23 protein-coding genes are annotated in these 24,434 nt (G+C 64.0%); 14 read left to right on the plus strand and 9 right to left on the minus strand.

Annotation, left to right across the window (positions count from 1 at the left end; translation table 11 throughout):
- Positions 1 to 6: 6 nt before the first annotated feature.
- Both IPP28_10460 and IPP28_10465 read right to left on the minus strand, forming a co-directional pair.
- Positions 7 to 1,212 carry a phosphotransferase gene (locus IPP28_10460; GenBank protein ID MBL0041441.1) on the minus strand — a complete coding sequence of 402 codons (1,206 nt, stop codon included), beginning with the start codon at positions 1,210 to 1,212 and terminating at the stop codon, positions 7 to 9.
- 40 nt (positions 1,213 to 1,252) lie between these two features.
- On the minus strand, positions 1,253 to 1,609 hold the full coding sequence (locus tag IPP28_10465) for a 4a-hydroxytetrahydrobiopterin dehydratase (protein MBL0041442.1): 357 nt from the start codon (positions 1,607 to 1,609) through the stop codon (positions 1,253 to 1,255).
- Between the two features lie 89 nt (positions 1,610 to 1,698).
- On the opposite strand from IPP28_10465, the gene IPP28_10470 reads away from it, so the two are divergent.
- Complete coding sequence (locus IPP28_10470) at positions 1,699 to 2,283, plus strand: NfuA family Fe-S biogenesis protein (protein ID MBL0041443.1); 585 nt, start codon at positions 1,699 to 1,701, stop codon at positions 2,281 to 2,283.
- 54 nt (positions 2,284 to 2,337) lie between these two features.
- On the opposite strand, the gene IPP28_10475 is transcribed toward IPP28_10470, so the two are convergent.
- Positions 2,338 to 2,670 carry a cytochrome c gene (locus IPP28_10475; GenBank protein ID MBL0041444.1) on the minus strand — a complete coding sequence of 111 codons (333 nt, stop codon included), beginning with the start codon at positions 2,668 to 2,670 and terminating at the stop codon, positions 2,338 to 2,340.
- Between the two features lie 11 nt (positions 2,671 to 2,681).
- Positions 2,682 to 2,999, minus strand: a complete 318-nt coding sequence (locus IPP28_10480) for a cytochrome c (protein MBL0041445.1) — start codon at positions 2,997 to 2,999, stop codon at positions 2,682 to 2,684.
- A 349-nt stretch (positions 3,000 to 3,348) separates the two neighbouring features.
- On the opposite strand from IPP28_10480, the gene IPP28_10485 reads away from it, so the two are divergent.
- From IPP28_10485 to IPP28_10500, 4 genes are read left to right on the plus strand one after another with little or no spacing between them, the layout of a single operon-like run.
- Complete coding sequence (locus IPP28_10485; protein ID MBL0041446.1) at positions 3,349 to 4,125, plus strand: efflux RND transporter periplasmic adaptor subunit; 777 nt, start codon at positions 3,349 to 3,351, stop codon at positions 4,123 to 4,125.
- Positions 4,097 to 4,489, plus strand: coding sequence for a hypothetical protein (locus IPP28_10490; GenBank protein MBL0041447.1), 393 nt, complete (start codon positions 4,097 to 4,099; stop codon positions 4,487 to 4,489). Before IPP28_10485 ends, IPP28_10490 begins: the two co-directional genes overlap by 29 nt.
- Positions 4,486 to 7,776 (plus strand): efflux RND transporter permease subunit, encoded by a 3,291-nt coding sequence (locus IPP28_10495; protein ID MBL0041448.1) that lies wholly within the window; start codon positions 4,486 to 4,488, stop codon positions 7,774 to 7,776. The genes IPP28_10490 and IPP28_10495 overlap by 4 nt, the downstream gene beginning before the upstream one ends.
- Positions 7,777 to 7,780: 4 nt before the next feature.
- Positions 7,781 to 10,858 (plus strand): efflux RND transporter permease subunit, encoded by a 3,078-nt coding sequence (locus IPP28_10500; GenBank protein MBL0041449.1) that lies wholly within the window; start codon positions 7,781 to 7,783, stop codon positions 10,856 to 10,858.
- Positions 10,859 to 10,897: 39 nt separating this feature from the next.
- On the opposite strand, the gene IPP28_10505 is transcribed toward IPP28_10500, so the two are convergent.
- Genes IPP28_10505 through IPP28_10520 form a run of 4 tightly spaced genes read right to left on the minus strand, consistent with a single transcriptional unit; the run spans position 10,898 to position 14,336 of the window.
- Positions 10,898 to 12,124: a TraB/GumN family protein gene (locus IPP28_10505; protein MBL0041450.1), complete on the minus strand. Its 1,227-nt coding sequence runs from the start codon at positions 12,122 to 12,124 to the stop codon at positions 10,898 to 10,900.
- A complete protein-coding gene (locus tag IPP28_10510; protein ID MBL0041451.1) occupies positions 12,117 to 13,004 on the minus strand; it encodes a carbon-nitrogen hydrolase in 888 nt (295 codons plus the stop codon). Before IPP28_10510 ends, IPP28_10505 begins: the two co-directional genes overlap by 8 nt.
- A complete protein-coding gene (locus tag IPP28_10515) occupies positions 12,994 to 14,037 on the minus strand; it encodes an agmatine deiminase family protein (GenBank protein MBL0041452.1) in 1,044 nt (347 codons plus the stop codon). Before IPP28_10515 ends, IPP28_10510 begins: the two co-directional genes overlap by 11 nt.
- Entirely contained in the window at positions 14,034 to 14,336 is a 303-nt protein-coding gene (locus tag IPP28_10520) for a hypothetical protein (protein ID MBL0041453.1), read from the minus strand. The genes IPP28_10515 and IPP28_10520 overlap by 4 nt, the downstream gene beginning before the upstream one ends.
- Before the next feature lie 122 nt (positions 14,337 to 14,458).
- Here IPP28_10520 and IPP28_10525 point away from each other — a divergent pair, with 122 nt between their 5' ends.
- Together IPP28_10525 and IPP28_10530 are read left to right on the plus strand one after the other, a co-directional pair.
- On the plus strand, positions 14,459 to 15,961 hold the full coding sequence (locus IPP28_10525) for a DUF1800 domain-containing protein (protein ID MBL0041454.1): 1,503 nt from the start codon (positions 14,459 to 14,461) through the stop codon (positions 15,959 to 15,961).
- Between the two features lie 54 nt (positions 15,962 to 16,015).
- Entirely contained in the window at positions 16,016 to 17,194 is a 1,179-nt protein-coding gene (locus tag IPP28_10530; protein MBL0041455.1) for a DUF1501 domain-containing protein, read from the plus strand.
- 72 nt (positions 17,195 to 17,266) lie between these two features.
- Here the strand turns inward: IPP28_10530 and rpmJ are convergent, their stop codons facing one another.
- Positions 17,267 to 17,392: a 50S ribosomal protein L36 gene (gene rpmJ, locus IPP28_10535; GenBank protein MBL0041456.1), complete on the minus strand. Its 126-nt coding sequence runs from the start codon at positions 17,390 to 17,392 to the stop codon at positions 17,267 to 17,269.
- 221 nt (positions 17,393 to 17,613) lie between these two features.
- Here rpmJ and ndk point away from each other — a divergent pair, with 221 nt between their 5' ends.
- From ndk to der, 7 genes are read left to right on the plus strand one after another with little or no spacing between them, the layout of a single operon-like run.
- Positions 17,614 to 18,039, plus strand: a complete 426-nt coding sequence (gene ndk / locus IPP28_10540; GenBank protein ID MBL0041457.1) for a nucleoside-diphosphate kinase — start codon at positions 17,614 to 17,616, stop codon at positions 18,037 to 18,039.
- A 9-nt stretch (positions 18,040 to 18,048) separates the two neighbouring features.
- Positions 18,049 to 19,182 (plus strand): 23S rRNA (adenine(2503)-C(2))-methyltransferase RlmN, encoded by a 1,134-nt coding sequence (rlmN, locus tag IPP28_10545; protein MBL0041458.1) that lies wholly within the window; start codon positions 18,049 to 18,051, stop codon positions 19,180 to 19,182.
- Positions 19,172 to 19,972 (plus strand): type IV pilus biogenesis/stability protein PilW, encoded by an 801-nt coding sequence (pilW, locus tag IPP28_10550; protein MBL0041459.1) that lies wholly within the window; start codon positions 19,172 to 19,174, stop codon positions 19,970 to 19,972. The genes rlmN and pilW overlap by 11 nt, the downstream gene beginning before the upstream one ends.
- Positions 19,969 to 21,138 carry a DUF4115 domain-containing protein gene (locus IPP28_10555; GenBank protein ID MBL0041460.1) on the plus strand — a complete coding sequence of 390 codons (1,170 nt, stop codon included), beginning with the start codon at positions 19,969 to 19,971 and terminating at the stop codon, positions 21,136 to 21,138. Before pilW ends, IPP28_10555 begins: the two co-directional genes overlap by 4 nt.
- Positions 21,139 to 21,184: 46 nt before the next feature.
- Positions 21,185 to 21,832, plus strand: coding sequence for a tetratricopeptide repeat protein (locus IPP28_10560; protein MBL0041461.1), 648 nt, complete (start codon positions 21,185 to 21,187; stop codon positions 21,830 to 21,832).
- Entirely contained in the window at positions 21,832 to 22,995 is a 1,164-nt protein-coding gene (bamB, locus tag IPP28_10565; protein ID MBL0041462.1) for an outer membrane protein assembly factor BamB, read from the plus strand. Before IPP28_10560 ends, bamB begins: the two co-directional genes overlap by 1 nt.
- A 19-nt stretch (positions 22,996 to 23,014) precedes the next feature.
- A complete protein-coding gene (gene der, locus IPP28_10570; protein MBL0041463.1) occupies positions 23,015 to 24,406 on the plus strand; it encodes a ribosome biogenesis GTPase Der in 1,392 nt (463 codons plus the stop codon).
- Positions 24,407 to 24,434: the final 28 nt, after the last annotated feature.

Below are 24,434 nucleotides of genomic sequence, written 5' to 3' on the forward strand. Positions count from 1 at the left end.
AGCGGCTCACGATCGCAACGAAGTGGCCTGCTCCCGGAAGGCCGGGTAGTAGGGGATGTGGGCGCTTCGTTGTCCTTCGTTGGTCTGGCTGATCCGAGCGCCCAGCATCCTGCACCAGTGTCCCAGTGGTCCCAGGTGACCATGTTGTTCGGTCAAATCGGCCAGCAAGGTCGTTCGCAGTACGGCGCGTTGCTGGATTGTCGCGATGCCCCACACTCGAACCTTGCTCGTCAGGTATTGCCGAAGCGTCTCCAGGGTGTGCAGAGCGCACGCCTCGACGAATGTACGCGCATAGAGCGCCTCGTCCTGCGCGGCCGGCAGGTGTTTGACCAACTCGTTCCGGTACGTCTGTTCCATCCGTCCAATGACGGGTTCCGGAATGCGATTGGTGCACCAGCACGTCGGGAAATGAATCCGTCCAAAGACGCCGTCGAGCATCGAATTGCCAAACGCTCCGTACTCGAAATCGATCAGCCGGATGCCTTGATCGGCCAGCATCCAGTTGTCCGGGCAGGGGTCTCGGTGGGTATAGGTCCAGTACGGATGATCGTCCCGGAACAGCGCCGTCAACCTGTCCACATCCGACAGCACCGCCGCACCCAGGTCGACGCCGAAATGGTTCGCGAGCCGTTGCAAGATCGCCTTGAAGCCGGCGCAGACTTGTTCGGGGCGCAGCGGGTCGGGCCGTGGCCCGAGGGCATCTCGAAGATCGACGAAGTCGCTCCGCCGGCTCGCCGACAGTCCGTGCATTCTGGCCAGGACGGACGCCATGTCGATCAATGCGGTGTCTGCTGCGGTGGCGTCATTGCCAAGCAGGATCTGATCGAGTCGGGGGATCTGGCCCAGGTCTTCCATGACGAACAGACCCAAGTTGCGATCACCGCCGTAACATCGCGGAACGAGCAGCGGATCGCCGGTCAAGCGGCCGAGAAATTCCAGTCCCGCCCAATCGTTGAAGAGCGCGACCGCACTGCCCTGCGATGAACTGGGATCGAACCGCTCGTTGTCGCGGCCAATTGCCCGCTTGACGATGATGCTTCGAGGCAGGGCACTGGGCCCGTCGACGACATCAAACCGGAAAAGGATCGAGCGGCCACTGGCCTTGAAGCTGGTCCCATTCCCGAGCAGCACCGGGCCACCGAATCGGGACGAGAGAATCTGCTGGGCGGACGCCGCGCTGTCGAGCATCAGTTCCTGGCTGAGTTGCGGCATGGCGCGATCAGGCGTATGCATAATCCGGCGACGACCGGCTTCAGGGTGCCCGATCGACGTGCAGCATTTCGATTTTGGCGGCGCAGATGAAGTCGTTCTCGGAGAGGCCGCCGACGTCGTGGGTATTGAATCGGATCAGGCAATGGCCGTAGCCGAGTTCCATGTCCGGGTGATGGTCTTCGACGTGGGCGATCCAGGCCACCGCATTGACGAAGGTCATGGTGCGGTGAAAGTCGCGGAAGCGAAAATCCTTGCTGATCAGATTGGCGTCTTCGGACAACGCCCATCCGGGCAACAACGACAGTTGCTGCTCGGCTTCGGTACGACTGAGCGCGTGTTCGGCCCCCTTGCGCGGCTTGCAGTGATGGGCGGCGAGCGAGGCGAGGGTCGGGCTCATCGGAAAATTTCCCTGTCTTGTCGTGGTGTCGCGCGGCACCATATCGCCATCACCCGAATCGTCAAGTATTCGCATTCCAAGGTCACCTCATGATTTCCATTTCCGATACCGCCCAGAGCCATTTCCGCCGCATTCTCGACAACCAGGGCGTCGGCGGGATGGGCATTCGCCTGGCAGCCGTGCATCCGGGCACCGCCAAGGCCGATTGCCGGCTCGAATTCTGCGAACCCGCCGATCTCGATGGCCGCGAGTGGATGCTCGAGTGCAAGGGATTCAACCTCTATGTCGATGCAGCAAGCACCCAGTGGCTCGACGGCGCCGAGATCGACTACGCGCAGAGTGCCACCGGCGGACAGTTGACGATCCGCGCCCCCCACATCAAGGGCCATGAGCCGGGCGCCGACGCCAGCATCGTGGAACGCGTGCGTTATGTCCTCGACCACGACATCGCGCCGCAGCTCGCGGCGCATGGCGGGCGCGTCGCGCTGGAAGAGATCGCCGCCGACGGTGTCGTCGTGCTGCGTTTCGGTGGGGGTTGCCACGGCTGCGGCATGGTCGAAACCACGGTGCGCGAAGGCATCGAGAAGACGCTGATCGCGCGCGTTCCCGGCATCACCGCGGTCCGTGATGCCACCGACCACAGCTGTGGCGACAAGCCTTACATCCGGCGCTGAAAAACGAAGCCCCGCACGCGGCGGGGCTTGTCGGAAAGCTGGCGTCGCGCCACATCAGTGGTGCGGAATTTCCTTGATGTCGCCCTTCTGAGATGCGAAGTAGGCCGCCAGGTCGTCGATATCCTGGTCCTTCAGGTTGGCGGCTTGCGCACCCATGATGGCGTTTGCACGGGCACCCGAGCGGTAATCCTTCAGCACCTTGACGAGATAGTCCTCGTGCTGGCCAGCGAGCTTTGGCGTGTTGGCGTCGATCGGCTTGTTGCCATCGGGGCCGTGACAGGCGGCGCATACGGTCGACTTGGCCTTGCCGGCAGCAGCATCACCCGCGAATGCGGTCGGCGCGACCGCGAACAGGGCAACGGCAGAGATCAGAAAGAACTGGCGCATCGGTGTCGTCCTCACTTCGCCGTGGAAAGGTAAGCCGCGAGATCGGCGATGTCCTGATCAGAAAAGCTCTGAGCCTGAGCTGCCATGGTCGGATGCTTGCGCTCGCCCTTCTTGTAGGCGTTCAGCGCATTGACCAAGTAGGTCTCGCTCTGGCCGGCGATGCGCGGCACGCTGTACATCGGATAGGTGTTCTTGTAACCCGGAATGCCATGGCAGCCGGTACACGTGTAGGCGCGCTTCTTGCCGGCGTCGGCATTGCCGGCGGCCGCGGCGTCAAAGGCGAGGGTGCTGGCGGCCAGGGCCAGCGCAGTGATCAGCAGGCGGGACATCGTCGGATCGGTCCTTCTTTCATGCGGTTGGCGATGCAACCGGGGCGAAAAAACAGCCGTGGAGTATATCCATGGCGACCCGCAGTGGATAGCGGCGCCCATGCCTGATGGCACGGTTACCGGTCGATCTGACAGCTGTAACTGTGCGCCCGCCGCAGCCTGCGCTGACATCGCCGCCGATTGCAGCCCGATCCGCGCTCGCCGCGACTTCCGGCCTATACGTCTGTGCCAGGTGTTCTATTAATATACAACACCAATACTCCCAGCCTGCTTCAGCATCGGCGATATAACTATGTATAAGAAACAATTGCTTGGAACGACTTTCTCCGCTGGAATCTTGGTCGCAATCATGATGCTGACGGCGTGCAGTCGTCCGGAGGGTGCGGGTGGCGAGGGCAAATCCGGAGATAGCGATGTCCCGGTGCCGGTCGAAGCGGCGACCGCAGCGCGCAAGGCCATCGTGGCCAGCTACTCGGGCACTGCGGCGCTGGAGCCCGAGAATCAGGCCATGGTGGTCGCCAAGGCCAGCGGCGTGTTGCTCAAATTGATGGTCGAGGAGGGCGATATCGTCCGCACCGGTGACTTGCTGGCGCAGCTCGACCCTGAAAAGCCGCGACTCGAACTGGCCCGTGCCGAAGCCAACCTGAAACGCCTGGAGAACGACTTCCGTCGCTCCAGCGACCTGTTCACGCGCAAGCTGGTCAGTGCCGAAGCGCAGGAAAAGGCGCGGTTCGACCTGGAAACGCAGAAGGCGGCCTACGACATCGCCAAACTTGAACTTGACTACACCCGCATCGTTGCCCCGATCGGCGGCGTGATTTCGCTGCGGATGGTCAAGGAAGGCAATCTCATCCAGATCAACCAGGGGCTGTTCCGCATCGACGACTTCGATCCGCTGCTGGCGGTGCTGAACGTGCCCGAGCGGGAACTGACGACCATGCGCGCGGGGCAGACGGTGTCGATGCATGTCGATGCCTTGCCGGGTGTGCAGTTTCGAGGGATCGGTGGCGCGCGTCAGTCCGGTGGTCGATGCCGAGACCGGTACGTTCCGTGTCACCACCGAATACCGCGACGAGACGCAGCGCTTGAAGTCCGGCATGTTCGGCCGCGTCGACATCGTTTATGACCGGCGCGCCGATGCGCTGGTGATCCCGCGCGAAGCCTTGATCGAAGGCGATGCCGAGGCCGCGGTGTTCGTGCTTGAACCGGCACCGGCCGAAAAGGCGGACGCCAAGAAGGCCACGCCGGCACCGGGCTTCTTCTCGGGCTGGTTCGGTGGCAAGGACAAGGCGGCGGTCAAGCCGGAGAAGGACAGCAAGCCGGTGCCGACCTTCATCGCCAAGCGACGTGAAGTGAAACTCGGCTATACCAGCGGCACCGATGCCGAAATCGTGTCCGGTCTGAACGACGGAGACCGCGTCGTCACGGTCGGCAAGGCCGCGTTGCGCGATGGCGGCAAGGTGCAGGTCGTCGAGGCGAACACGCCATGAGCCTGATCGAAGTCTCCACGCGTCGTCGCGTCACCATCTTCATGGCCACGATCACGGTCTGCCTGTTCGGGATGATCGCGCTGTTCGATCTGAAGGTGAACCTGCTGCCGGACCTGTCCTATCCGACGCTGACCGTGCGCACCGAATACAGCGGTGCCGCGCCGGTCGAGATCGAGAACCTGATCAGCGAGCCGGTCGAGGAAGCGCTCGGCGTCGTCAAGAACGTGCGCCGAGTGAAATCGGTGTCGCGTGCCGGCCAGTCCGACGTGGTCCTCGAATTCGCCTGGGGCACCGACATGGATCTCGCCGGTCTTGAGGTGCGCGAGAAGCTCGAAGTGCTGATGCTGCCGCTGGAGGCGACGCGACCGCAACTGCTGCGCTTCGATCCGTCGACCGAGCCGATTCTGCGCTACGCGCTGATGGGTGTCGGCGCGAGCGACACTTTCAATGAGGCCGAACTCAAGCAGTTGCGCCGATTTGCCGATGAACAACTGAAGAAGCGGCTGGAGCCGGTGACCGGTGTCGCCGCAGTCAAGATCGGCGGCGGTCTCGAGGACGAGATCCAGGTCCAGATCGACCAGCAGAAGCTGAAGCAACTCAATCTCAGCGTCGGTCAGGTCATCGACCGCCTGCGCGCCGAAAACGTGAACGTCTCCGGCGGGCGCCTCGACGAAGGTTCGCAGCGTTACCTCGTGCGCACCATCAACCAGTTCGCTACGGTCGACGAGATCGGCGCGATGCTGCTCAGTCCGGATGGCGAAGTGACCCTGCGTCTGCGTGACGTCGCCACGGTCCAGCAGGGATTCCGTGAACGCGAATCGGTGATTCGCGTGAATGGTCGAGAAGCGGTGGAAATCGCGATCTACAAGGAAGGCGATGCAAATACCGTGGCGGTCGCCGAGCGCGTCCAGAAGGCCGTCTCGCAGTTGCAGGAGGCCAAGCAGCTTCCGGCGAACGCCAAGCTCGAAAACATCGACGACCAAAGTCGCTTCATCCGCGGTTCGCTGGATGAAGTGAAATCGGCCGCGATCCAGGGCGGTCTGCTGTCGATCCTGGTGATCTTCCTGTTCCTGCGCGACGCCTGGTCGACCTTCGTGATCGGCGTGTCGCTGCCGGTGTCGATCATCGCGACCTTCTTCTTCATGGGCCAGTTCGGCATCAGCCTGAACGTGATGTCGCTGGGCGGCCTGGCGCTCGCGACCGGCATGGTCGTCGACGCCGCGATCGTAGTGCTGGAGAACATATCGAGGCTGCGCGACAAGGGCGTCGGTATCCTCGAAGCGGCCATCAAGGGCACGCAGGAAGTCGGCATGGCGGTGACCGCTTCGGTGCTGACGTCGGTCGCGGTGTTCTTCCCGCTGGTCTTTGTCGAGGGCGTGTCCGGCCAGCTTTTCCGTGATCAGGCGCTCACGGTGACGATTTCGCTGCTGGTCTCGCTCGTCGTTTCATTGACCTTGATCCCGATGCTGTCGTCCTTGCGCGCCGACATCGGTCGCCATGTCGCAGGCGATGATGCGCCGGAGCCGCAGCGCCCGCTGCCGCGCAATCCGATCGCGCGCGTGTTCGTCGCGACCCTGCGCGGAATCGGCCTCGCCTTGCGCTTCGTGGTGTTCTGGGTCACGCGCGTGCTCAGTCGCATCGTCGGCCTGATCGGGATGATCCTGTCGCGCGTTCTGGCACCGTTCGCGGCGTTGACCAACCGTGCCCACGACGCCGTCGAAGATCGTTATGCGAAGTTCCTGCCTTATGCAATGACGCACCCGACGCAGATCCTCGGCGTCGCCTTGCTCGCCTTCGTCGCCAGCCTGATGCTGGTGCCGGGACTTGGCGTCGATCTGGTCCCGCAACTTGCACAGGGGCAGTACGAAGCCACGTTGAAGCTGCCGCCGGGCACGCCCTTGGCGCGCACCGACACCATCGTGCGAGAGATGCAGCGCCGGCATATGGACGATCCGGAAATCGCGACGATCTACGGGGTCAGCGGTGCCGGCACGCGGCTCGATGCCAATCCGACGGAGAGCGGCGAAAACATCGGTCGCCTCGTGATCGGCCTCGCCAGTGGCGCCGATTCGGCTGCGGAAGCGCGTTCGATGGCCAAGCTGCGCAAGTCGGCCGAGGACCTCGGGGTGCGCGACGCGAATTTCGCGCGTCCTGCCCTGCTGAATTATTCGACGCCGCTGGAAATCGAAATTGCCGCATACGATATCGATCGCCTGAAGGCAGCCGGCCGCGCCGTGGTGACGGCGCTGGAAACGTCCGACCGATACACTGACGTGAAGTCGACGGTGGAGCAGGGCCAGCCCGAGATCCAGATTCGTTTCGACCAGGAACGCGCCGCCGCGCTCGGTTTGAGTACGCGCCAGATCGCGGACCAGGTCGTGCGCAAGGTGCGTGGCGAAGTGGCCACGCGCTACAGCTTCCGCGAACGCAAGATCGACGTGCTGGTGCGTGCCCTGGAAGCGGATCGAGGATCGGTCGAGGACATCCGCAACCTGATCGTGAATCCGCAGAGCGACAAGCCGGTGACGCTTTCTGCGGTCGCCGACATTGTCGCGACCGAAGGCCCGGGCGAGATCCGTCGCTCCGATCAGGAGCGTGTCGCCATCGTGTCCGCGAATCTGGCCTATGGCGATCTCGGCACGGCTGCCGATGAAGCGCGACGGCTGATGGCCGAGGCGCAATTGCCGGCCGGTGTCGATGTCCGTGTCAGTGGCCAGAGCGAGGAGTTGCAGGCTTCGGTCAATTCGCTGCTGTTTGCGCTCTGTCTCGCGGTGTTCCTGGTCTACCTGGTCATGGCGTCGCAGTTCGAATCGCTGCTGCACCCGTTCGTGATTCTGTTCTCGATTCCGCTCGCGGTTGTCGGTGCGGTGGTCGGACTGAAACTGTTCGGCATGCCGCTTTCGGTCATCGCCGGCATCGGCATCATCATGCTGGCCGGTATCGTCGTGAACAACGCCATCGTGCTGATCGATCGCGTGAACCAGCTGCGCGGCGAGGGCGTGTCCAAGTTTGATGCGCTGGTCGAAGGCGGTCGTTCGCGTTTGCGCGCGATCACGATGACGACGGTGACCACCCTGGTCGGCTTTCTGCCGATGGCGTTCGGCATCGGCGATGGCGCCGAGATCCGTCAACCGATGGCGATCACGGTGATTGCCGGTCTCACCGTCTCGACGGTGCTGACCCTGATCGTGATTCCGGTCGTTTACACCTTGATGGATCGGCGTCCGGATTCGGACTACGTCGAAGCCGCGCGGCGCGCCGAACTGGCCGCGGCCGCGTCGGAGTGATGCGATGAGCCTGGTCGATCTCAGCCTGCGCCGTCCCGTCACCACGGTGATGGCCTTCATTTCGCTGGTCGTCGTCGGTTTGCTCGCTGCGGTGCGCCTGCCGCTCGAATTCCTGCCGGAAATCGATGCGCCCTTCCTGTTCATCCAGGTGCCGTATGCGGGCTCGACCCCGGAAGAGGTGGAGCGTTCGATCGCGCGGCCGGCCGAAGAGGTGCTGGCGACCCTGTCCGGCATCAAGCGCATCAACTCCAATTCGCGCGCCGACGCCGCGGAAATCTTCATTGAGTTCCGCTGGGACGTGGACATCGCGATCAAGGCGGTGGAGGCGCGCGACCGGCTCGAGGCCGCGCGTGACCAGATGCCGAGCGACGTGCGCCGTTTCTTCGTGTTCAAGTTCTCCACGGCGGACCAGGCCGTGTTGAGTCTGCGCATTTCGTCCGGGCGCGATCTCAGCAATGCCTACGACTTGCTCGATCGCAAGCTGAAGCGTCCGCTGGAGCGCCTGCCTGGCATCGCCCGCGTCGAATTGCAGGGTGTGCAGCCGCCGGAAGTGCAGATCGAACTCAATGCCGACCGCATCAGCGCGCATGGCATCGATCTCGCAAGCCTGAATGCGCGTCTCGCGTCGTCGGCGTTCTCGACGTCGGGTGGGGTGATCAGTGACGGCGATCTGCGCTATCGCGTGCAACCGATCGGCGAGATCGAATCGTTGGAGGCCTATCGAAATCTCGTCATCGACGAGCGTGGCCTGCGTCTGCGCGATATCGCTGACGTGCGCCTGCGCCCGCGCGAACTCGATTACGAGCGACGTCTCGACATGCGACCGGCGGTGGCCGTCGAGATCTTCAAGGAGCGCGGCGCCAATCTGGTCGATGTCGGCCGTCGCGCGCTGGCCGAAGTGCATCGCATCGGTGAAGACCCGGACATGCAGGGGATCGACATCTTCTTCATGCAGGACCAGGCCGAGGGCGTGACCAGTTCGCTCAATGAACTGGCGCATGCCGGCATCATCGGCCTGTTGCTGTCGGTCTTGGTGCTGTACCTGTTCCTTCGTCACTGGGCATCGACCTTGATGGTGACGCTGGCGATTCCGATCTGCTTCGCGATGACGCTCGGTTTCATGTATTTCGCCGGTGTGACCCTGAATATCCTGTCGATGATGGGGTTGCTGCTCGGCGTTGGCATGGTCGTCGACAATGCCGTCGTCGCCGTCGAGAGCATCTACCAGCAGCGCGAGAAGTGGCCGAACGATCCGATCCGCTGTGCGAGCGTCGGCGTGAAGAACGTGACGATCGCGATTTCGGCGGGAACGCTCTGTCATTGCGTCGTGTTCTTGCCGAACATTTTCGGCGAACCGAACTTCATCAGCCTGTATCTCAAGAATGTCGCCATCACCATCACCATTTCGCTGCTGGCCTCCTGGCTGGTCGCGATCAGTCTGATTCCGATGATCTCGGCGCGCATCGAGACGCCGAAGCAGGGCCTGCAGCAACCTTGGGTGTTGGCGTTCCGGAATCGTTATGCGCGCGCGATCGACTGGACCCTGCACCATCGCGGCAAGACCATGGCGATGATGTGGGGCTTGCTGTTGCTCAGCTTCGTGCCGGTCAGTTTCACCAAGACCGACATGTTTCCGAGCGGCGAGACCCGCGAAATGCGCATGCAGTATGAGTTGAACGGCATCTACCGTCTCGATGAGGTGCGCAAGGGCGTCGAGCAAGTCGAGCGCTATCTGCTCGACAACAAGGAAAAGTTCGAAATCACGTCGGTCTACAGCTATTTCGACGAACGCGGCAATGCCCAGACCTCGCTGGTGCTGACCGACGACAAGGTCGCCAAGAAGGCGAGTTCGCTGATCCAGGAGGAAATCCGGGCGGGCTTGCCCAAGCTGGCCATCGGGTCGCCGAATTTCGGACAGGGCCGGCGTGGCGGATCGTCCGACGGGCTGCAGGTGTCGCTGATCGGCGAGTCCAGCGAATTGCTGGATGAACTGGCGCCGCTGGCGCGCGAAGTGCTGGCAAAGGTCGAAGGCGTGCGCGACGTGAAGACCGGGCGTGCCGGCGCGGAGCAGGAAATCCAGGTGCGCGTGGATCGCGAACGCGCCCTGCGGTACGGCTTTTCGGCCGAGCAGGTCGCGCAATTCATCGGCATCGCGATGCGCGGCGCGAATCTGCGCGAGTTCCGCCATGAAGGCCAGGAAGTGCCGGTGTCGGTGCGCTTCCAGGGCGCGGATTCGCAAAGCATCGACGATCTTCGCGGCCTGCGCATCAAGTCGCCGAGCGGCGAACTGGTGCCGCTGATGTCACTGGTCGATGCCCGCGTTCAGGCCGGGCCGGCGGCGATCGGTCGGACCAATCGTCAGACCGCCGTGCAGTTGCAACTGAATCTCGGCAAGGACGCGCCGATGGAGCAGGTGCGGCCGAAGATCGAGGCGGCGATGAATGCCTTGTCCTTGCCCGCCGGCTATCGCTGGTCCTTCGGTGGCGGATTCAGCGATGACAACGAAGCGGGCGCCCAGATGGGATTCAACACCCTGTTGGCCTTGCTGATGATCTTCATCGTGATGGCGGCGGTGTTCGAGTCGCTGCTGTATCCGGTGGCGATCCTGACGTCGATCCTGTTTTCCTACCTCGGCATGTACTGGTTGTTCGCGATTACCGGCACGACTTTCTCTCTGATGGCAGGCATCGGCTTCCTGATCCTGATGGGTGTGGTCGTCAACAACGGCATCGTCATGGTCGAGCACATCAACCAGTTGCGCGAAGAAGGACTCAGTCGCCATGACGCGCTGGTGCAGGGCAGTCGCGATCGTTTGCGGCCGGTGTTGATGACCATGGCCACGACCATCCTGGGCATGCTGCCCTTGTGCATCGGCTCCACCCAGGTGGGTGGCGATGGTCCGCCGTACTTCCCGATGGCACGCGCCATCGTCGGCGGTCTGATCTTTTCGACCATCATCACCCTGCTGGTGCTGCCGGCCATCCTGGCGATCTTCGACGACTGGCGGATCCGCTCGAGTGCGTTCTTCGGGCGCGCGATCAAGCGTGGGCGTTTGACCCCTGAGGCCACGAACACGATTTGAGTGCAACGGTGGGCACCTGCCAGGTGCCCGCCATTGCGCTCAGTGCTTTGCGACGATGCCGCCCATCTTCGAGATCGCGATCCAGACCGCGATGCCGGTGCCGAGGTTGGTCAGCATGAAGGTGACGAAGACGCGGGCGACGCGATTGCGCCACCAGCCCTGCCACTTCAGCAGATCGTCGCGCAGCGCCGCAAAATCGGCAACGCGCGGCTTGCGCACCCAGGCCTCGACCAGTCCGGACAACATCCCGGAGGCCAATGCCGGATGCAGGGGCGTGATCGGTGACGCGATTGCGCCGGCCGCGATGCTGAGTGGGTGCGCTCCGGCCGCGATCGCTCCCAGCGCGCCGCCGATCGCGGTGATCGCTGTCCAGGTGATGACGAGGTCGAGTCCGAGTTCGCGACTGTGGGCAAACCCATAGGCGAAGCCGCCGAGCACAAAGACGGTCAGGAAGATGCCGAACCAGGTGCCGAAGCGCGAGGCCGGTGGTTCGGCGCTGACCGGTGCGAGCAGCGCTTGCGGGTGTTCTTCGCGTTCGCCGAGATGCTTGGCGATGCCTTCGAGGTGCCCGGCACCCAGCACGGCCAGCACCTTGGCGGGCCGTGCGGATTGATCGGCGGCATCGCGCAGCTTGGCGGCCATGAACTGATCGCGTTCCGAGATCAAGGCACGATACAGGTGCTCGGACTGCTTGGCGAATTCGGAGAAGGTGCTGTGCAGCACGTCGCCCTGCTTGAGCTTCTCGATGTCTTCCTCCGAAATCTCGTCGGAGGACAGCACTGAACCGATCATGCCGGCGGTCAGCGTCGTCTTGTCCCAGAAACCGAGGGCCGCGCGCGCACGCCGCAGCGTGAGTCCGACATCGCGGTCGATCAGCCAGCAGTCGATATCGCGGGCGCTGGCCTCGTTCATCGCTGCACGCATTTCGGCGCCGGGCTCGATGCCGAACTGGTCGGCGAGGCGGCGCTGAAAGGCGCCGAGCGCGAGCCCGGCCATCACCACGCCGGCTTTGCCATCGCGCAAGACCCGGAACAGATCCATCTGCGCGACCGCATCCGGTTCCTGCATCGAGCGCGCGCGGTGTTCGCAGAGCTCGACGGCAATCACGTCGAACGACTCCGAGGCAATGATGTCGCGCACGGCTTCAGCCGAACGCCGCGAGACGTGCGCGGTGCCGAGCAACACGAATTCCGTACCGTCGCGGTGAATGCGGACGATGGGCTGATCGTGGGCGGCGACCGGCGTGCCGATGTCGGGCTCAGTCACGGTAACGCTTCAGCAGGTCGGCGTAGGCGTCGATGCGACGGTCGCGCAGGAACGGCCAGATGCGCCGCACGTTCTCGCTGCGTGCCAGATCGATGTCCACGCACAGCAGGGTTTGCGATTCGGTGTCGGCTTCGGCGAGGAATTCGCCTTGCGGCCCTGCAACGAAGCTGGTGCCCCAGAACTGGATGCCGGAGCCACCGCTCGGACTCGGTTCGAAACCGACGCGGTTGCAGCTCAGCACTGGCAAGCCGTTGGCAACGGCATGGCCGCGCTGAGACAGCACCCAGGCCATGCGCTGGCGATCCTTCTCGTCCTGCGTGTCGTTCGGATCCCAGCCGATGGCGGTCGGGTAGAGCAGGATTTCCGCGCCGGCCAAGGCCATCAGGCGCGCGGCCTCGGGATACCACTGGTCCCAGCAGACCAGCACGCCGAGCTTGCCGACCGAGGTCTGGATCGGCTCGAAGCCGAGATCGCCCGGTGTGAAGTAGAACTTTTCGAGGAAGCCCGGATCATCCGGAATGTGCATCTTGCGGTACTTGCCGGCGATCGAGCCATCACGTTCGAAGACCACGGCCGTGTTGTGATAGAGCCCGGCCGCACGGCGTTCGAACAGCGACGCCACGATGACCAGTTTCAGTTCCTTCGCGAGCGTGCCCAGGCGATCGGTGCTCGGGCCCGGGATCGGCTCGGCGCGATCGAACTCGTCGACCGATTCGTGCTGGCAGAAATACGCGCCATTGTGCAGTTCCTGCAGCAGCACCAATTCGACGCCATTGGCCGCAGCTTCGCGCAGGCCGGCTTCGATGGCCGCAAGATTGGCGTCGACCGAGCCGCGGTCCTTCTCCTGCAGCAGCGCGACGGAAAGGGACTTACGTGACATCGACGACTCCTTCGGGCAACTGCATGGTGATGCAGTGCAGGCTGCCATTCTGCTCGATCAGCGAACGTGCCGGTACGGCGATGATCTCGCGTTGCGGGAACGCGCGCGCGAGAACGCGCTTCGCTTCGGCGTCGGCGCGATCGCCATAGGCCGGCATCAGCACGGCACCATTGATGATCAGGAAATTCGCGTACGAGGCCGCCAGTCGGCGACCGTCCGCAGCATGGACGGGCTGTGCCCAAGGCAACGACAGCAAGCGATACGGATGGCCGTCGACATCGCGCATTGCCGCCAGTTCATCGCGCATCGCCGCCAGCGGGGCGTGATGCGGATCGGATTGATCATCGCAAGCCTGGAACACGATCGTGCGGTCCGGTGCGAAGCGGGCGAGGGTGTCGATGTGCGCGTCGGTATCGTCGCCCTGCAGTTCGCCGGACTTCAGCAACACGACCTGCGCCACCGAGAAGATCTTGCCGAGTGTTTCGCACAGGCCGGCCTCGTCCATCGCCGGATGGCGCTGCTGCAGGCAGATCAGCGTACTCATCAGCGTGCCGTGACCGTCGATTTCAATCGCGCCACCTTCCAGCGCGAAGTCGATGCGATCCTGCAGCGCGTTGCGGAATGCGCCATTCGCGTGCAGCGCACCGATCAGCAGATCGTCGCGCGACGCACCGAACTTGCCGCCCCAGCCGGTGAAACGAAAATCGAGCAGCCGGAAACGGTCACCATCGCGTTGCGTGATCGGACCGGAGTCACGCAGCCAGGTATCGTCGTAGTCCGCCAGCGCCAGATGGACGCGTGCCATGTCCAGCCCGGCGCCCGCCAGTCGTGTGCGCACGTGCTCGCGCAAGTCGGCGTCGGCGACGACGACCAGCAAGTGCTGAAAACGAGTCACTGCCGCCGCGAGTGCGACATAGGTCGACTCGACATCGGCGAGGTTCGCGGACCAGTCGGTGCCGGCATGCGGCCACGCGATCAGGACCGCCGACTGGGGTTCCCACTCGGCGGGGAGTTGCCATGCGGCGTCGTTCATTGGACGGGTTTCGGACCTTGTTCGTTCGGGGCCGACTTGTTCAGGACCGCGTGCACGACGTGATCATGCTCGAAGTAGACGGTGAAGGCGGGATAGATCCAGCGCGAGATCGGCGGATCGCCGACCGCATCGCGTTTCTCGCTGGGCGCGCCGAACTGGGCTTCGACGGCGCTCATCAGGCTGCCGCGACGGGGCAGTGCGGCCGATTCGGCGCGCTTGCTGCGTTCGATCAGCAAGGTGTCGGCCTGGACCGCCGGGATCGAAAGTGCGCAGGCGAGGGCAATCAGGAAACGCTTCATTGGGGCCACCCGACAAGGATTGGGGCCGCTTTGTAGCAAATGCCGGGGCTTGGCGCCATGACGCGTCAACCAGTTCCGGTTCCGGGCGTTATCCTCGGCAGCGATTTGGCGGGAGCAGGACGATGGACCTGGCACGACGACAATTCCTCGGTACTGCACCCGCGGCAGCCACGGTCCGGGCCAAGCACAACGGTCCGCATCCGGATGACGCCAGTCTGCCGCTACCGGACGAGCTCACCCTGCTGCTCAGCCGTGCCACTTTCGGTGCCCGCCAGGCGGAAGTCGATCGGGCGCGCGCGATCGGATATGTGAACTGGGTGGCCGAGCAGCTGGCCTATGAGGCGATCGATGATTCCGCGTTGGAAAGTTTGCTGACATCGGCTTTCCCGACCCTGACGATGAGCAATCGGCAGCTGATCGAGAATTCGCTGATCGAGGCCAACCGCTTTCAGGCACTGGGCGAGCTGCGCGCTGCGACCTATGCCCGCCAGCTCTACAGCCCGCGCCAGCTGTTCGAAGTCATGGTCGAGTTCTGGAGCAACCATTTCAACATCGAACACATCGACGGACCGCTGCGCGAATTCAAGACCGTGGATGATCGCGAGGTGGTGCGTCGGCATGCGCTGGGCAAGTTCCGCGACCTGCTGCAGGCCAGCGCGAAATCCGTGGCCATGCTGTATTACCTCGACAACTACACCAATGTCGCGACCGGCCCGAACGAGAACTACGCACGCGAGTTGATGGAGCTGCATACGCTCGGCGTCGATGGTGGCTACACCGAGTCCGACGTCCGCGAAGTGGCGCGCATCCTCACCGGCTGGTCGATCGACGCGCGTCTCGGCAGCGGTACCGAGATCGCATTCGTCTTTCGCAGTCTGTCGCATGACATGGGCGCGAAGCGTGCACTCGAACAGGACTTCCCGGCCGGCCATGGCCAGGATGAGGGCGAGCGCCTGCTCGATCTGCTCGCCGCGCATCCGGCCACGGCGAACTTCATCGCCATGAAGCTGGCGCGCCGGTTCGCCGGCGATGCGCCGCAGCAGAGCCTGGTCGACGCGATGGCTGCAACCTTCACCGCAACCGACGGCGACATCCGCGAAGTCCTGCGCACGCTGTTCAACAGCAGCGAGTTCCGCAACTCCGCCGACCAGAAGCTGAAGCGTCCCGCCGAATTCGTCGCCAGCGTGCTACGGGTCACCGACGCCACCACGACCGGCAATTTCTATCGGCCACTCACCGAGACATTGACCGCGCTGGGCCAGTTGCCTTTCGGCTGGCCGGCACCCAACGGCTATCCGGACGCGATGGGCTACTGGGTCAGCAGCACTTCGGTCTTGTCGCGCTGGAATTTCGTATTCGACCTGCTGGAGGGCCGACTGGCACCCGTGTTGCGGGTGGATCTGCCGACTCTGCTCGGGGTGGCGGCCTCGCCTGAGGCCATCGTCGACCAGTTGGCCACTCGGTTGCTGCGGCGGCCGCTGGCGACCGCCGACCGCGCGCAATTCGTCGCTGTCGCGGCCAGCAACTCGGCGACACGGCGACCGCTGCCCAGCGGCCTGCGGCTCGCCCGTGCGCGCGACGTGGCCGCGCTGATGCTGTCGTCTCCGTACTTCCAATATCGTTGAGGAGTATCTTTCATGTCACTGACTCGACGAGGATTTTTGCAGGGAACCAGTGCCTTGGCCGCGCTGTCCGCGGCGTCGCCCCGGCTGGCCTTCGCGACCGATTCGACGGCGTCGTCGCGAGGTACCGTGGTCCTGATCTTCCAGCGCGGCGGCATGGACGGCTTGAACGTGGTCGTGCCGCACGCCGACAGCGACTACTACCGGCTGCGCCCCGGCATCGGGATTCCGCGTCCGGGAGCGACTGGTGGCGCGATCGATCTGGACGGCTTCTTCGGGATGAATCCGGCGCTTGCACCGCTGTTGCCGCTGTATCAGTCGGGCGAACTCGCGTTCGTGCACGCGACCGGTTATCGCCATGACAGCAGGTCGCATTTCGAATGCCAGGACCACATCGAACGCGGCACCCTCCACCTGCATGACATCACCTCGGGTTGGTTGAATCGTCATCTGGCGGTGGTCGGTGGCGACGCGAATTTCCAGGCCATCGGCTTCGGCGGGGCCATCCAGGCCAGCCTGCGTGGCGTGGCGCCCGTGATCGGTGTCAACGACATTGCCGACTTCACGCTGGCCACGGGTTCGGCGCAGAAGCCCGTGCTCGAATCGGCGCTGGCAAGTCTCTATGACGCGAACACCCTGTTCGCGGCGACATCGGTGCAGGCGCTCGATGCCGTCGACGAACTCGCGGGCGAGCAGCCGTCGCAGTATCCGGTCGAGGGCGGTGCCAGCTATCCGACCGGCCGTTTCGGCAGCCAGCTACGCGAATTGGCGCAAATCATCAAGGCCGGCATGGGTCTGGAGGTCGCCTGCGTCGATATCGGCGGCTGGGATCACCATGCCGCAATCGGCCAGGCGCTGCCACCGCTGCTGTCCGAGTTGGCGCAGGGCCTGCTCGCGTTTCGCAGCGACCTCGGTTCGCGCATGGCCGAGGTCACCGTCGTCACCCTGACCGAATTCGGGCGGCGCGCCTACCAGAACGCGTCCGGAGGCACCGACCATGGCAGCGCCTTTGGCAGCATCGCACTCGGCGGCGGCGTGAATGGCGGCCATGTCTACGCAGAATGGCCCGGTCTGCGGGATGCCGACCTGTTCAATGGTGACTTGAACGTCACCACCGACTACCGCACCTGGCTCGCCGAACTGCTCGAAAAACGCGCGGGAAACAGCGACGTCGCCAGCGTTTTTCCGGAATTCATGCCGGGACCCGCCCTGGGGCTGTTTCGCCCGCGCAGCTGATCGCCCGGGAAATCCGACCCACAAAAAAGCCGGCGTGAGCCGGCTTTTTCGGGTTCCGCTGGTCGCAGCGTCTCAGCGCTGGCGCGCCTTGAAACGCGGATTCGACTTGCAGATCACGAAGACTTTGCCGCGGCGACGAACGATCTTGCAGTCGCGGTGGCGGGCCTTCGCGGACTTGAGCGAGTTGAGGATTTTCATGGCAAAAGGCCTGATTGGTCGTGAAGAAAGCGCGAGACTTTAGCGGCGCGACTGCAGCGACGCAAGCCCGGCGCAACGATCCGGTCGTGCCGCGCTGCGGCGCAAGGATCCGGTTGAGTATCCGAAAGCGTGTCTAAGCTCGCGTTTTGCCTCGCCTTTCATGGTACTCTCCGCGCGATTTTCACCCCTAGAACCCTTGCCACATTTTGTCTGGAGTCCCCATGGCGCTGGAACGCACCCTGTCCATCATCAAACCCGATGCCGTTGCCAAGAACGTGATCGGCGAAATCTATTCGCGCTTCGAAAAGAACGGCTTGCGCATCGTCGCGGCCAAAATGAAGCAGTTGTCGCAGGCTGAAGCCGAAGGTTTCTACGCCGTGCATCGCGAGCGCCCGTTCTTCGCCGCGCTGGTGAAGTTCATGATTTCCGGTCCGGTGATGATCCAGGCGCTGGAAGGCGAGAGCGCCGTCGCGAAGAACCGTGACCTGATGGGCGCCACCGATCCGAAAAAGGCCGACAAGGGCACGATTCGCGCCGACTTCGCCGATTCGATCGATGCCAATGCCGTGCACGGTTCCGATTCGGCCGAAAACGCCGCGATTGAAATCGCGTACTTCTTCTCGACCACCGAAGTCAGCAGTCGCTGATCCGGAGTCATCGTGAGCGAATCTGCTGCCACCGTCGCGCCCGCCAAGGTCAATCTGTTTGACCTGGACCGAACCGGGCTGCAGCAGTTCTTCATCGGGCTCGGCGAGAAGAAATATCGCGCCGAGCAGGTGATGAAGTGGCTGTACCACCAGCAGGTGGACAGCTTCGAAGCGATGACCGATGTCGGCAAGTCACTGCGCACCAAGCTCGACGCCTGCGCCGAGCTGGTGTTGCCGAAGGTGATGCATGAACAGCAGTCGGCGGACGGCACCACCAAGTGGGTGCTCGCGCTGCCGGGCGGCAATGCCATCGAAACGGTCTATATCCCGGAAACCAGCCGCGGCACGCTGTGCGTGTCGTCGCAGGTCGGTTGTTCGCTGAATTGCAGTTTCTGTTCGACCGCGAAGCAGGGCTTCAACCGCAACCTCAGCGCGTCCGAGATCATTGGCCAGGTCTGGATCGCGAACCAGCGCTTGAAGGCACTGGGCCGAGGCGAACGCCCGATCACCAATGTCGTAATGATGGGCATGGGCGAGCCGCTGTTGAATTTCGACAACGTCGTCGCCGCGATGGACCTGATGCGCGACGACTTCGGCTTCGGTCTCGCCAACAAGCGCGTGACGCTCTCGACTGCGGGCCTCGTGCCGATGATCGACCTGCTGTCCGAACGCAGCGATGTCAGTCTGGCGGTGTCGCTGCATTCGCCGATTGACGCGCTGCGTGACCAGTTGGTGCCACTGAACAAGAAGTACCCGATCGCGGAACTGCTGGCGGCATGCAACCGTTATGTCGCCAAGCGCCCGCGTTCGTCGATCACGTTCGAGTACACGTTGATGAAGGGCATCAACGACAAGCCCGAATATGCGCGGGCGCTGGTCAAGTTGTTGCGCCGCGTGCCGTCGAAACTGAACCTGATTCCGTTCAATCCGTTCCCGGGCACCGAGTACGAGCGTTCCGATGCTGAGGCGATCGAGACCTTCAAGAAGATCGTGATGGAAGCGGGATTGATCGCGACCGTGCGTCGCACCCGCGGTGACGATATCGATGCAGCCTGCGGCCAACTGGTCGGCCAGGTGCTGGATCGCACGCGCCGTTCGCGCGAACACCGGGCCCGCCTGGAGGGACGCGTCGATGCTGCGTAACGGGCTGTTGATCTGCTGCTGTGTGCTGCTGTCGGCCTGTACCGGGAGCAAGGATTATTCGCGCGGCGAAGAGTCGCGGCGACCGACTGCCACCGACAACATCGATACCCGTCCGAGCGGCAGCGAGGCCGGCAAGATCAATATCCAGCTCGGTCAGGCTTACCTGAGCCAGGGCAAGCTCGACATGGCGATGGACAAGCTCAAGAAGGGCATCGAACTGGCGCCGCGCAATCCGGATGGTCACACCGTGATCGCGGTGCTGTACGAGCAGCTCGGCAATGTCGCGATGGCGAGCAAGCATTACCAGGAAGCGCGCAAACTGGCGCCGGAATCCGGCCTGACGGCCAACAATCTCGGCCGCTTCCTGTGCAGTCAGGGTCAATATGATCAGGCTGACGGATTGTTCGCTGCTGCGCTGATGGACCCGTTCTACCGCTCGCCGGAAACGGCGCTGCTGAACCGCGGCGGCTGCGCGATGTCGGCCGGCAAGCTCGATGCCGCCTCGGACTATCTGCGCCAGGCGCTGGAGCGCAATCCCGGCATGCCGGATGCGCTGTACCAGTCGGCGACGCTGGCAATGCTGCGCAAGGACCCGATGCGCGCGCGTGCCTTCATGGAGCGTTATCTCGGCGTCGCGACGGTGTCGCCGCAGGCGCTGGCGTTCGCGATCGAGATTGAAGTGGCGCTGGATGATCGGCGCGCGGTGGCGCGTTATCGCGAGCGCCTGATCCAGGAATTTCCGGAGTCCGCCGAAGCGGAATCCCTCAACCGCAATATGGGTTCACGATGACGCGCGCTCCCCGATCCCGCAAGAAGAAATCTGCTGCAACGGTCGAGCCGACGGTCGCTTCCGTCGCCGAAGCCGCAGCGGTCACCGCCGAGTCGCTGAACTTGCCCTTGCCGATGCCCGATGTGGCGACGGAAGTCGTGGCAGAAGTCGCGGCGACTGAACCCGCTTCGGCGGAATCGATCGAGAATCCGGCTGTGGTGGAAGCACCGGAAGCGGTGATCGCCGAGCGCAGCAGCATGCGCGTCGACTTTACCGAGGATCGTTCCCACCTCGGCCCGCGCCTGCGCGCCGCGCGCGAAGTGCGCGGGTGGTCGCGCGAGGACGTTGCGCACCGCTTGCATGTGCCGACTACCGTCGTGGCCGATATCGAGGCCGAGCGCTTCGAACGCCTGGGTGCACCGATCTATGTGCGTGGTTACCTGAGCAAGTATGCGCAGCTCGTCGAGTTGCCGATGGTCGTGGTGAACCGCGTTCTGGAAGGCATGAGCGAGCCGCTGCTGAAAGCGTCGACCGAGGCGCCGCGCGTCGTAGCGACCTGGGAACGTTATCGCGTGGCGGTGATTGGCGGCGTCATCACGCTGGCGGTCGCGATCCCGGTGCTGACCCTGGTCGCGAATCGCGGCATCAATGCGCCGGTGCCGCAGGTGCGCAGCCTCGATGAATCCGAATTGGTCGAGCCCGTCGCGCTCGCGCCGCCGCCTCCGGCCGTTGCATCGGTCTCGGGAGCCGCGTCCGACGCAGTGGATGTTGGGCCGGGTTCAGGTTCCGGGCTCGAATTCGCGCCGGAACCGACGCCGGTCGATCCGATTGCCGCAGCTGTTCCGGCGCCTGCCGAAGCGGCACCGCAGGAGCCACCGCTGATGGCGTCGATGACAGGATTCACAACGCCTGCGAGCGACGGCGTGCATGTGCTCGAAGCGCGTTTCCGCGAGGACAGCTGGATCGAGATCTTCGATGCCGATGGGCGCGTGATCGAGCAGAATCTGGTGCGCGCCGGTCAGAGCCGTCGTTACGAGTCCACTGGCGCGGTCAGCATCAAGATCGGTAATGTGGGTGGTGTCGACGTGCAGGCCGATGGCAATGCGATCGATCTGGCCGTCCACGCTCGTGCCAACGTCGCGCGCCTGCGCCTGTTCGAGAAAGCGGCTGCGACGCCGACACCTTGAGTCCATCCGGGACGCGGCCGCGTCCCTGCAACAACGGGAAAGAAGCATGTCTCTTGAAGAACTCGACGAACACGAGCGCAGTGAGCGCGTCCGCGAATGGGTGCGCAAGAATATCGGCTCGATTGCCCTCGGCCTGGTCGCCGGAATCGGTGCGATCTACGGCCTGGAGCAGTGGAACCACCACCGCCAGCGCAATGCCGGCCTCGCCGGCGACGACTATCGGGCCTACGCTGAGGCGGTGACCAAGAAAGATGCGACCGCAGTCGCGACCTTGGGCAAGAGCTTGCGCGACAAGTATCCGGATTCGCCTTATGCCTCGATGGTCGCGCTGAACGACGCCGCGACCGCGACGAGCGAAGGCAAGACCGATGCCGCGCTGGCGTCGCTGGAATGGGCGGAAGCGCATGCCACGATGCCGGAAGTGAAAACCCTGGCGATGCTGCGTCGTGCACGCTTGCTGGTGGCGACCGGCAAGGCCGAAGCGGCGCTTGAATTGGCCAAGAAGATCGATGGCGAGGGCTTCAAGCCGCTGGCTGCCGAAGTGCGTGGCGATGCACTGCTTGCGCTGAAGCGCAACAGCGAGGCGATCGGTGCGTATGACGAAGCCCTGGTTGGCCTTGATTCCGGTGCTGCTCGCCGGTCCATCGTCGAGATGAAGCGCGACGACCTCGCCGGCGTCAAGGCGGGCAGCTGATGAAGCGCTCCGTCCTGCTGGTCGCGATGTGCGTGCTGGGCTTGTCCGGTTGCGAGTGGCTCAAGGGTCGTTCGACCAAGGACAACCTTGATCCGCCGGCCGAATTGGTCGATTTCGAACCTGTGGCGCCGGTCAGCAAGGCTTGGTCGCTGGGCTTGGGTGACGGTATCGAACGCAGTGGTACCCAGCCGCGTCCGGTCGAGTCCGACGGTGTCGTCTTTGCGTCCGATCTGGACGGCTCGGTGGTCGCGATCGATCTGCTCGGCGGCAAGCAGCGCTGGTCGATTGATGCCGACAAGCGCCTGTCCTCCGGGCCGGGCGTCGGCGAGGGGCTGGTCGTGGTCGGCGGACTCGACGGCGACGTGATCGCCCTCGATCGCGACAGCGGTTCGGCCAAGTGGGCGACCAACGTCTCTTCGGAAGTGCTGGCCAACCCGGTCATCGAAGATGGCATCGTGGTCGTCCGCAGCAATGATGGCCGCGTCTTCGGCTTGAATGCGACCGATGGCTCGCGCGTGTGGTTGTTCGATCGCGGCGTCCCGCTGATCAGTCTGCGTGGCAATGCCACGCCGGTCGTTCGCGATGGTCAGGTGTACGTCGGCTATGACAACGGCAAGTTCGTGGCCTTGCAGTTGGCCGATGGCACCCTGCAGTGGGAGCAGACCATCGCCGCGCCCGAGGGCCGCACCGAACTCGAACGCATGGGCGACATCGATGGCGAGATCGTCGCCAGCGACGGCGAGTTGTACATGGTCACCTATCGCGGCCAGGCCGCCGCTCTCGCACGCGATTCCGGGCGAGTCTTGTGGACGCGCGACATGTCTTCGTTCACGGGCGTCAGTGTCGCGGCCGACGAGGTCTACCTGAGTGACGCCGACGGTGCGGTCTGGGCGCTGGATCGCCGCAGCGGCAGTTCGCTGTGGAAGCAGGATGCCCTGGCGCATCGCTGGCTGACGACCCCGGCGGTCTATGGCGACTACCTGGCGGTCGGTGACTACGATGGCTACCTGCATATCCTCACGCGCAAGGACGGCGCAACCGCAGCGCGCTTCCATCCTGCCGACAAGGCCATCCGGGCCGCGCCGCTGGTCGTCGGCGCGCATGTGCTGATCGAGTCCACCGACGGCGAACTCGCGGCCTTCGTGCTCGAAGCCGCGAACTGAAATCCATCGGGAGTCCAACATGTTGCCAGCCGTTGCGCTTGTTGGGCGCCCGAATGTCGGCAAGTCCACGCTGTTCAATGCCATCACCAACACCCGCGATGCGCTTGTGGCCGACGAGCCGGGTGTCACCCGTGATCGCCACTACGGCGTTTGCCGCAGTGCGGCGCGGCCTTTCGTCGTCGTCGACACTGGCGGCCTGACCGACGATCGCGAACTGCTGGCCGAACTGACCGTGCGCCAATCGCTGGCGGCGGTGGATGAGGCCGCGCTCGCCGTCTTCGTGGTCGACGCCAAGGACGGCATGACTGCGGCGGATGAAACCATTCTGGCGCAATTGCGACGCTATGGCCGGCCGATCATCCTCGCGGTGAACAAGACCGATGGCCGCGATCTCCAGGCCTCGATCAACGAATTTTCGGCGCTGGGTCTGGCGCGCGTGCTGCCGATGGCGGCGTCGCACCGGCGTGGCGTCCCCGAGTTGCTTGAAGCGATCGACGAACTGCTTCCCGAAGACGTCGATGCCGAGGAATTGCCCGACGAAGCCGGCGTACGCGTCGCCATCATCGGGCGCCCCAACGTGGGCAAGTCGACCTTGGTCAATCGCCTGCTCGGTGAAGAACGCGTGATCGCGAGTGAAGTGCCCGGCACCACGCGCGATGCGATCGAAGTACCCCTGCACCGTGACGGTCGCGACTATGTGCTGATCGACACTGCCGGCGTTCGGCGCAAGGGCCGGGTCGAGGAGGCGATCGAGAAGTTCAGCGTGATCAAGACCCTGCAGGCGCTGGAGCGTGCGCATGTGGCCGTGCTGATGGTCGATGCCGCCGAAGGGGTGACCGACCAGGATGCGTCCGTGCTCGGCTATGCACTCGACGCCGGTCGCGCACTGGTGGTTTGCGTGAACAAGTGGGATGGCCTCAGCGAATACCAGCGCGATCGCTGCGAAAGCGAACTGGCGCGACGGCTCGATTTCGTGCAGTGGGCCGAACGGATCGTCATCTCGGCGAAGCATGGTTCGGGCCTGCGCGAACTGGTCGCGGCAGTTGATCGCGCGTATGCCTCGTCGATCATCGACCTCGGTGCCAGTGAAGTGACCAAGGCGGTCGAGATCGCGGTCGAGAGTTTCCAGCCGCCGATGGTCTCGGGCAAGGTCGCCAAGATCCGCTACGCGCACATGGGCGGGCGTAACCCGCCGCGGATCGTGTTGCACGGCTCGCGCCTGGATTCGCTGCCCGCCAGCTACGTGCGCTATCTCGAGAATTTCATGCGCCGTCGCTACAAGCTGGTCGGCACGCCGGTGGTGATCGAGACCCGGGCCGGCGCGAATCCGTTCGCCGGCAAGAAGAACGTGTTGACCGAGAAGCAGGTCCAGAGCCGTCGGCGCATGATGCGTCACGTCAAGCGCCGCTGATCGCGCCACTGGCTTTCGTCGGATCAGT

Source organism: Lysobacterales bacterium (genome assembly GCA_016721845.1).
Taxonomy (GTDB): domain Bacteria; phylum Pseudomonadota; class Gammaproteobacteria; order Xanthomonadales; family Ahniellaceae; genus JADKHK01.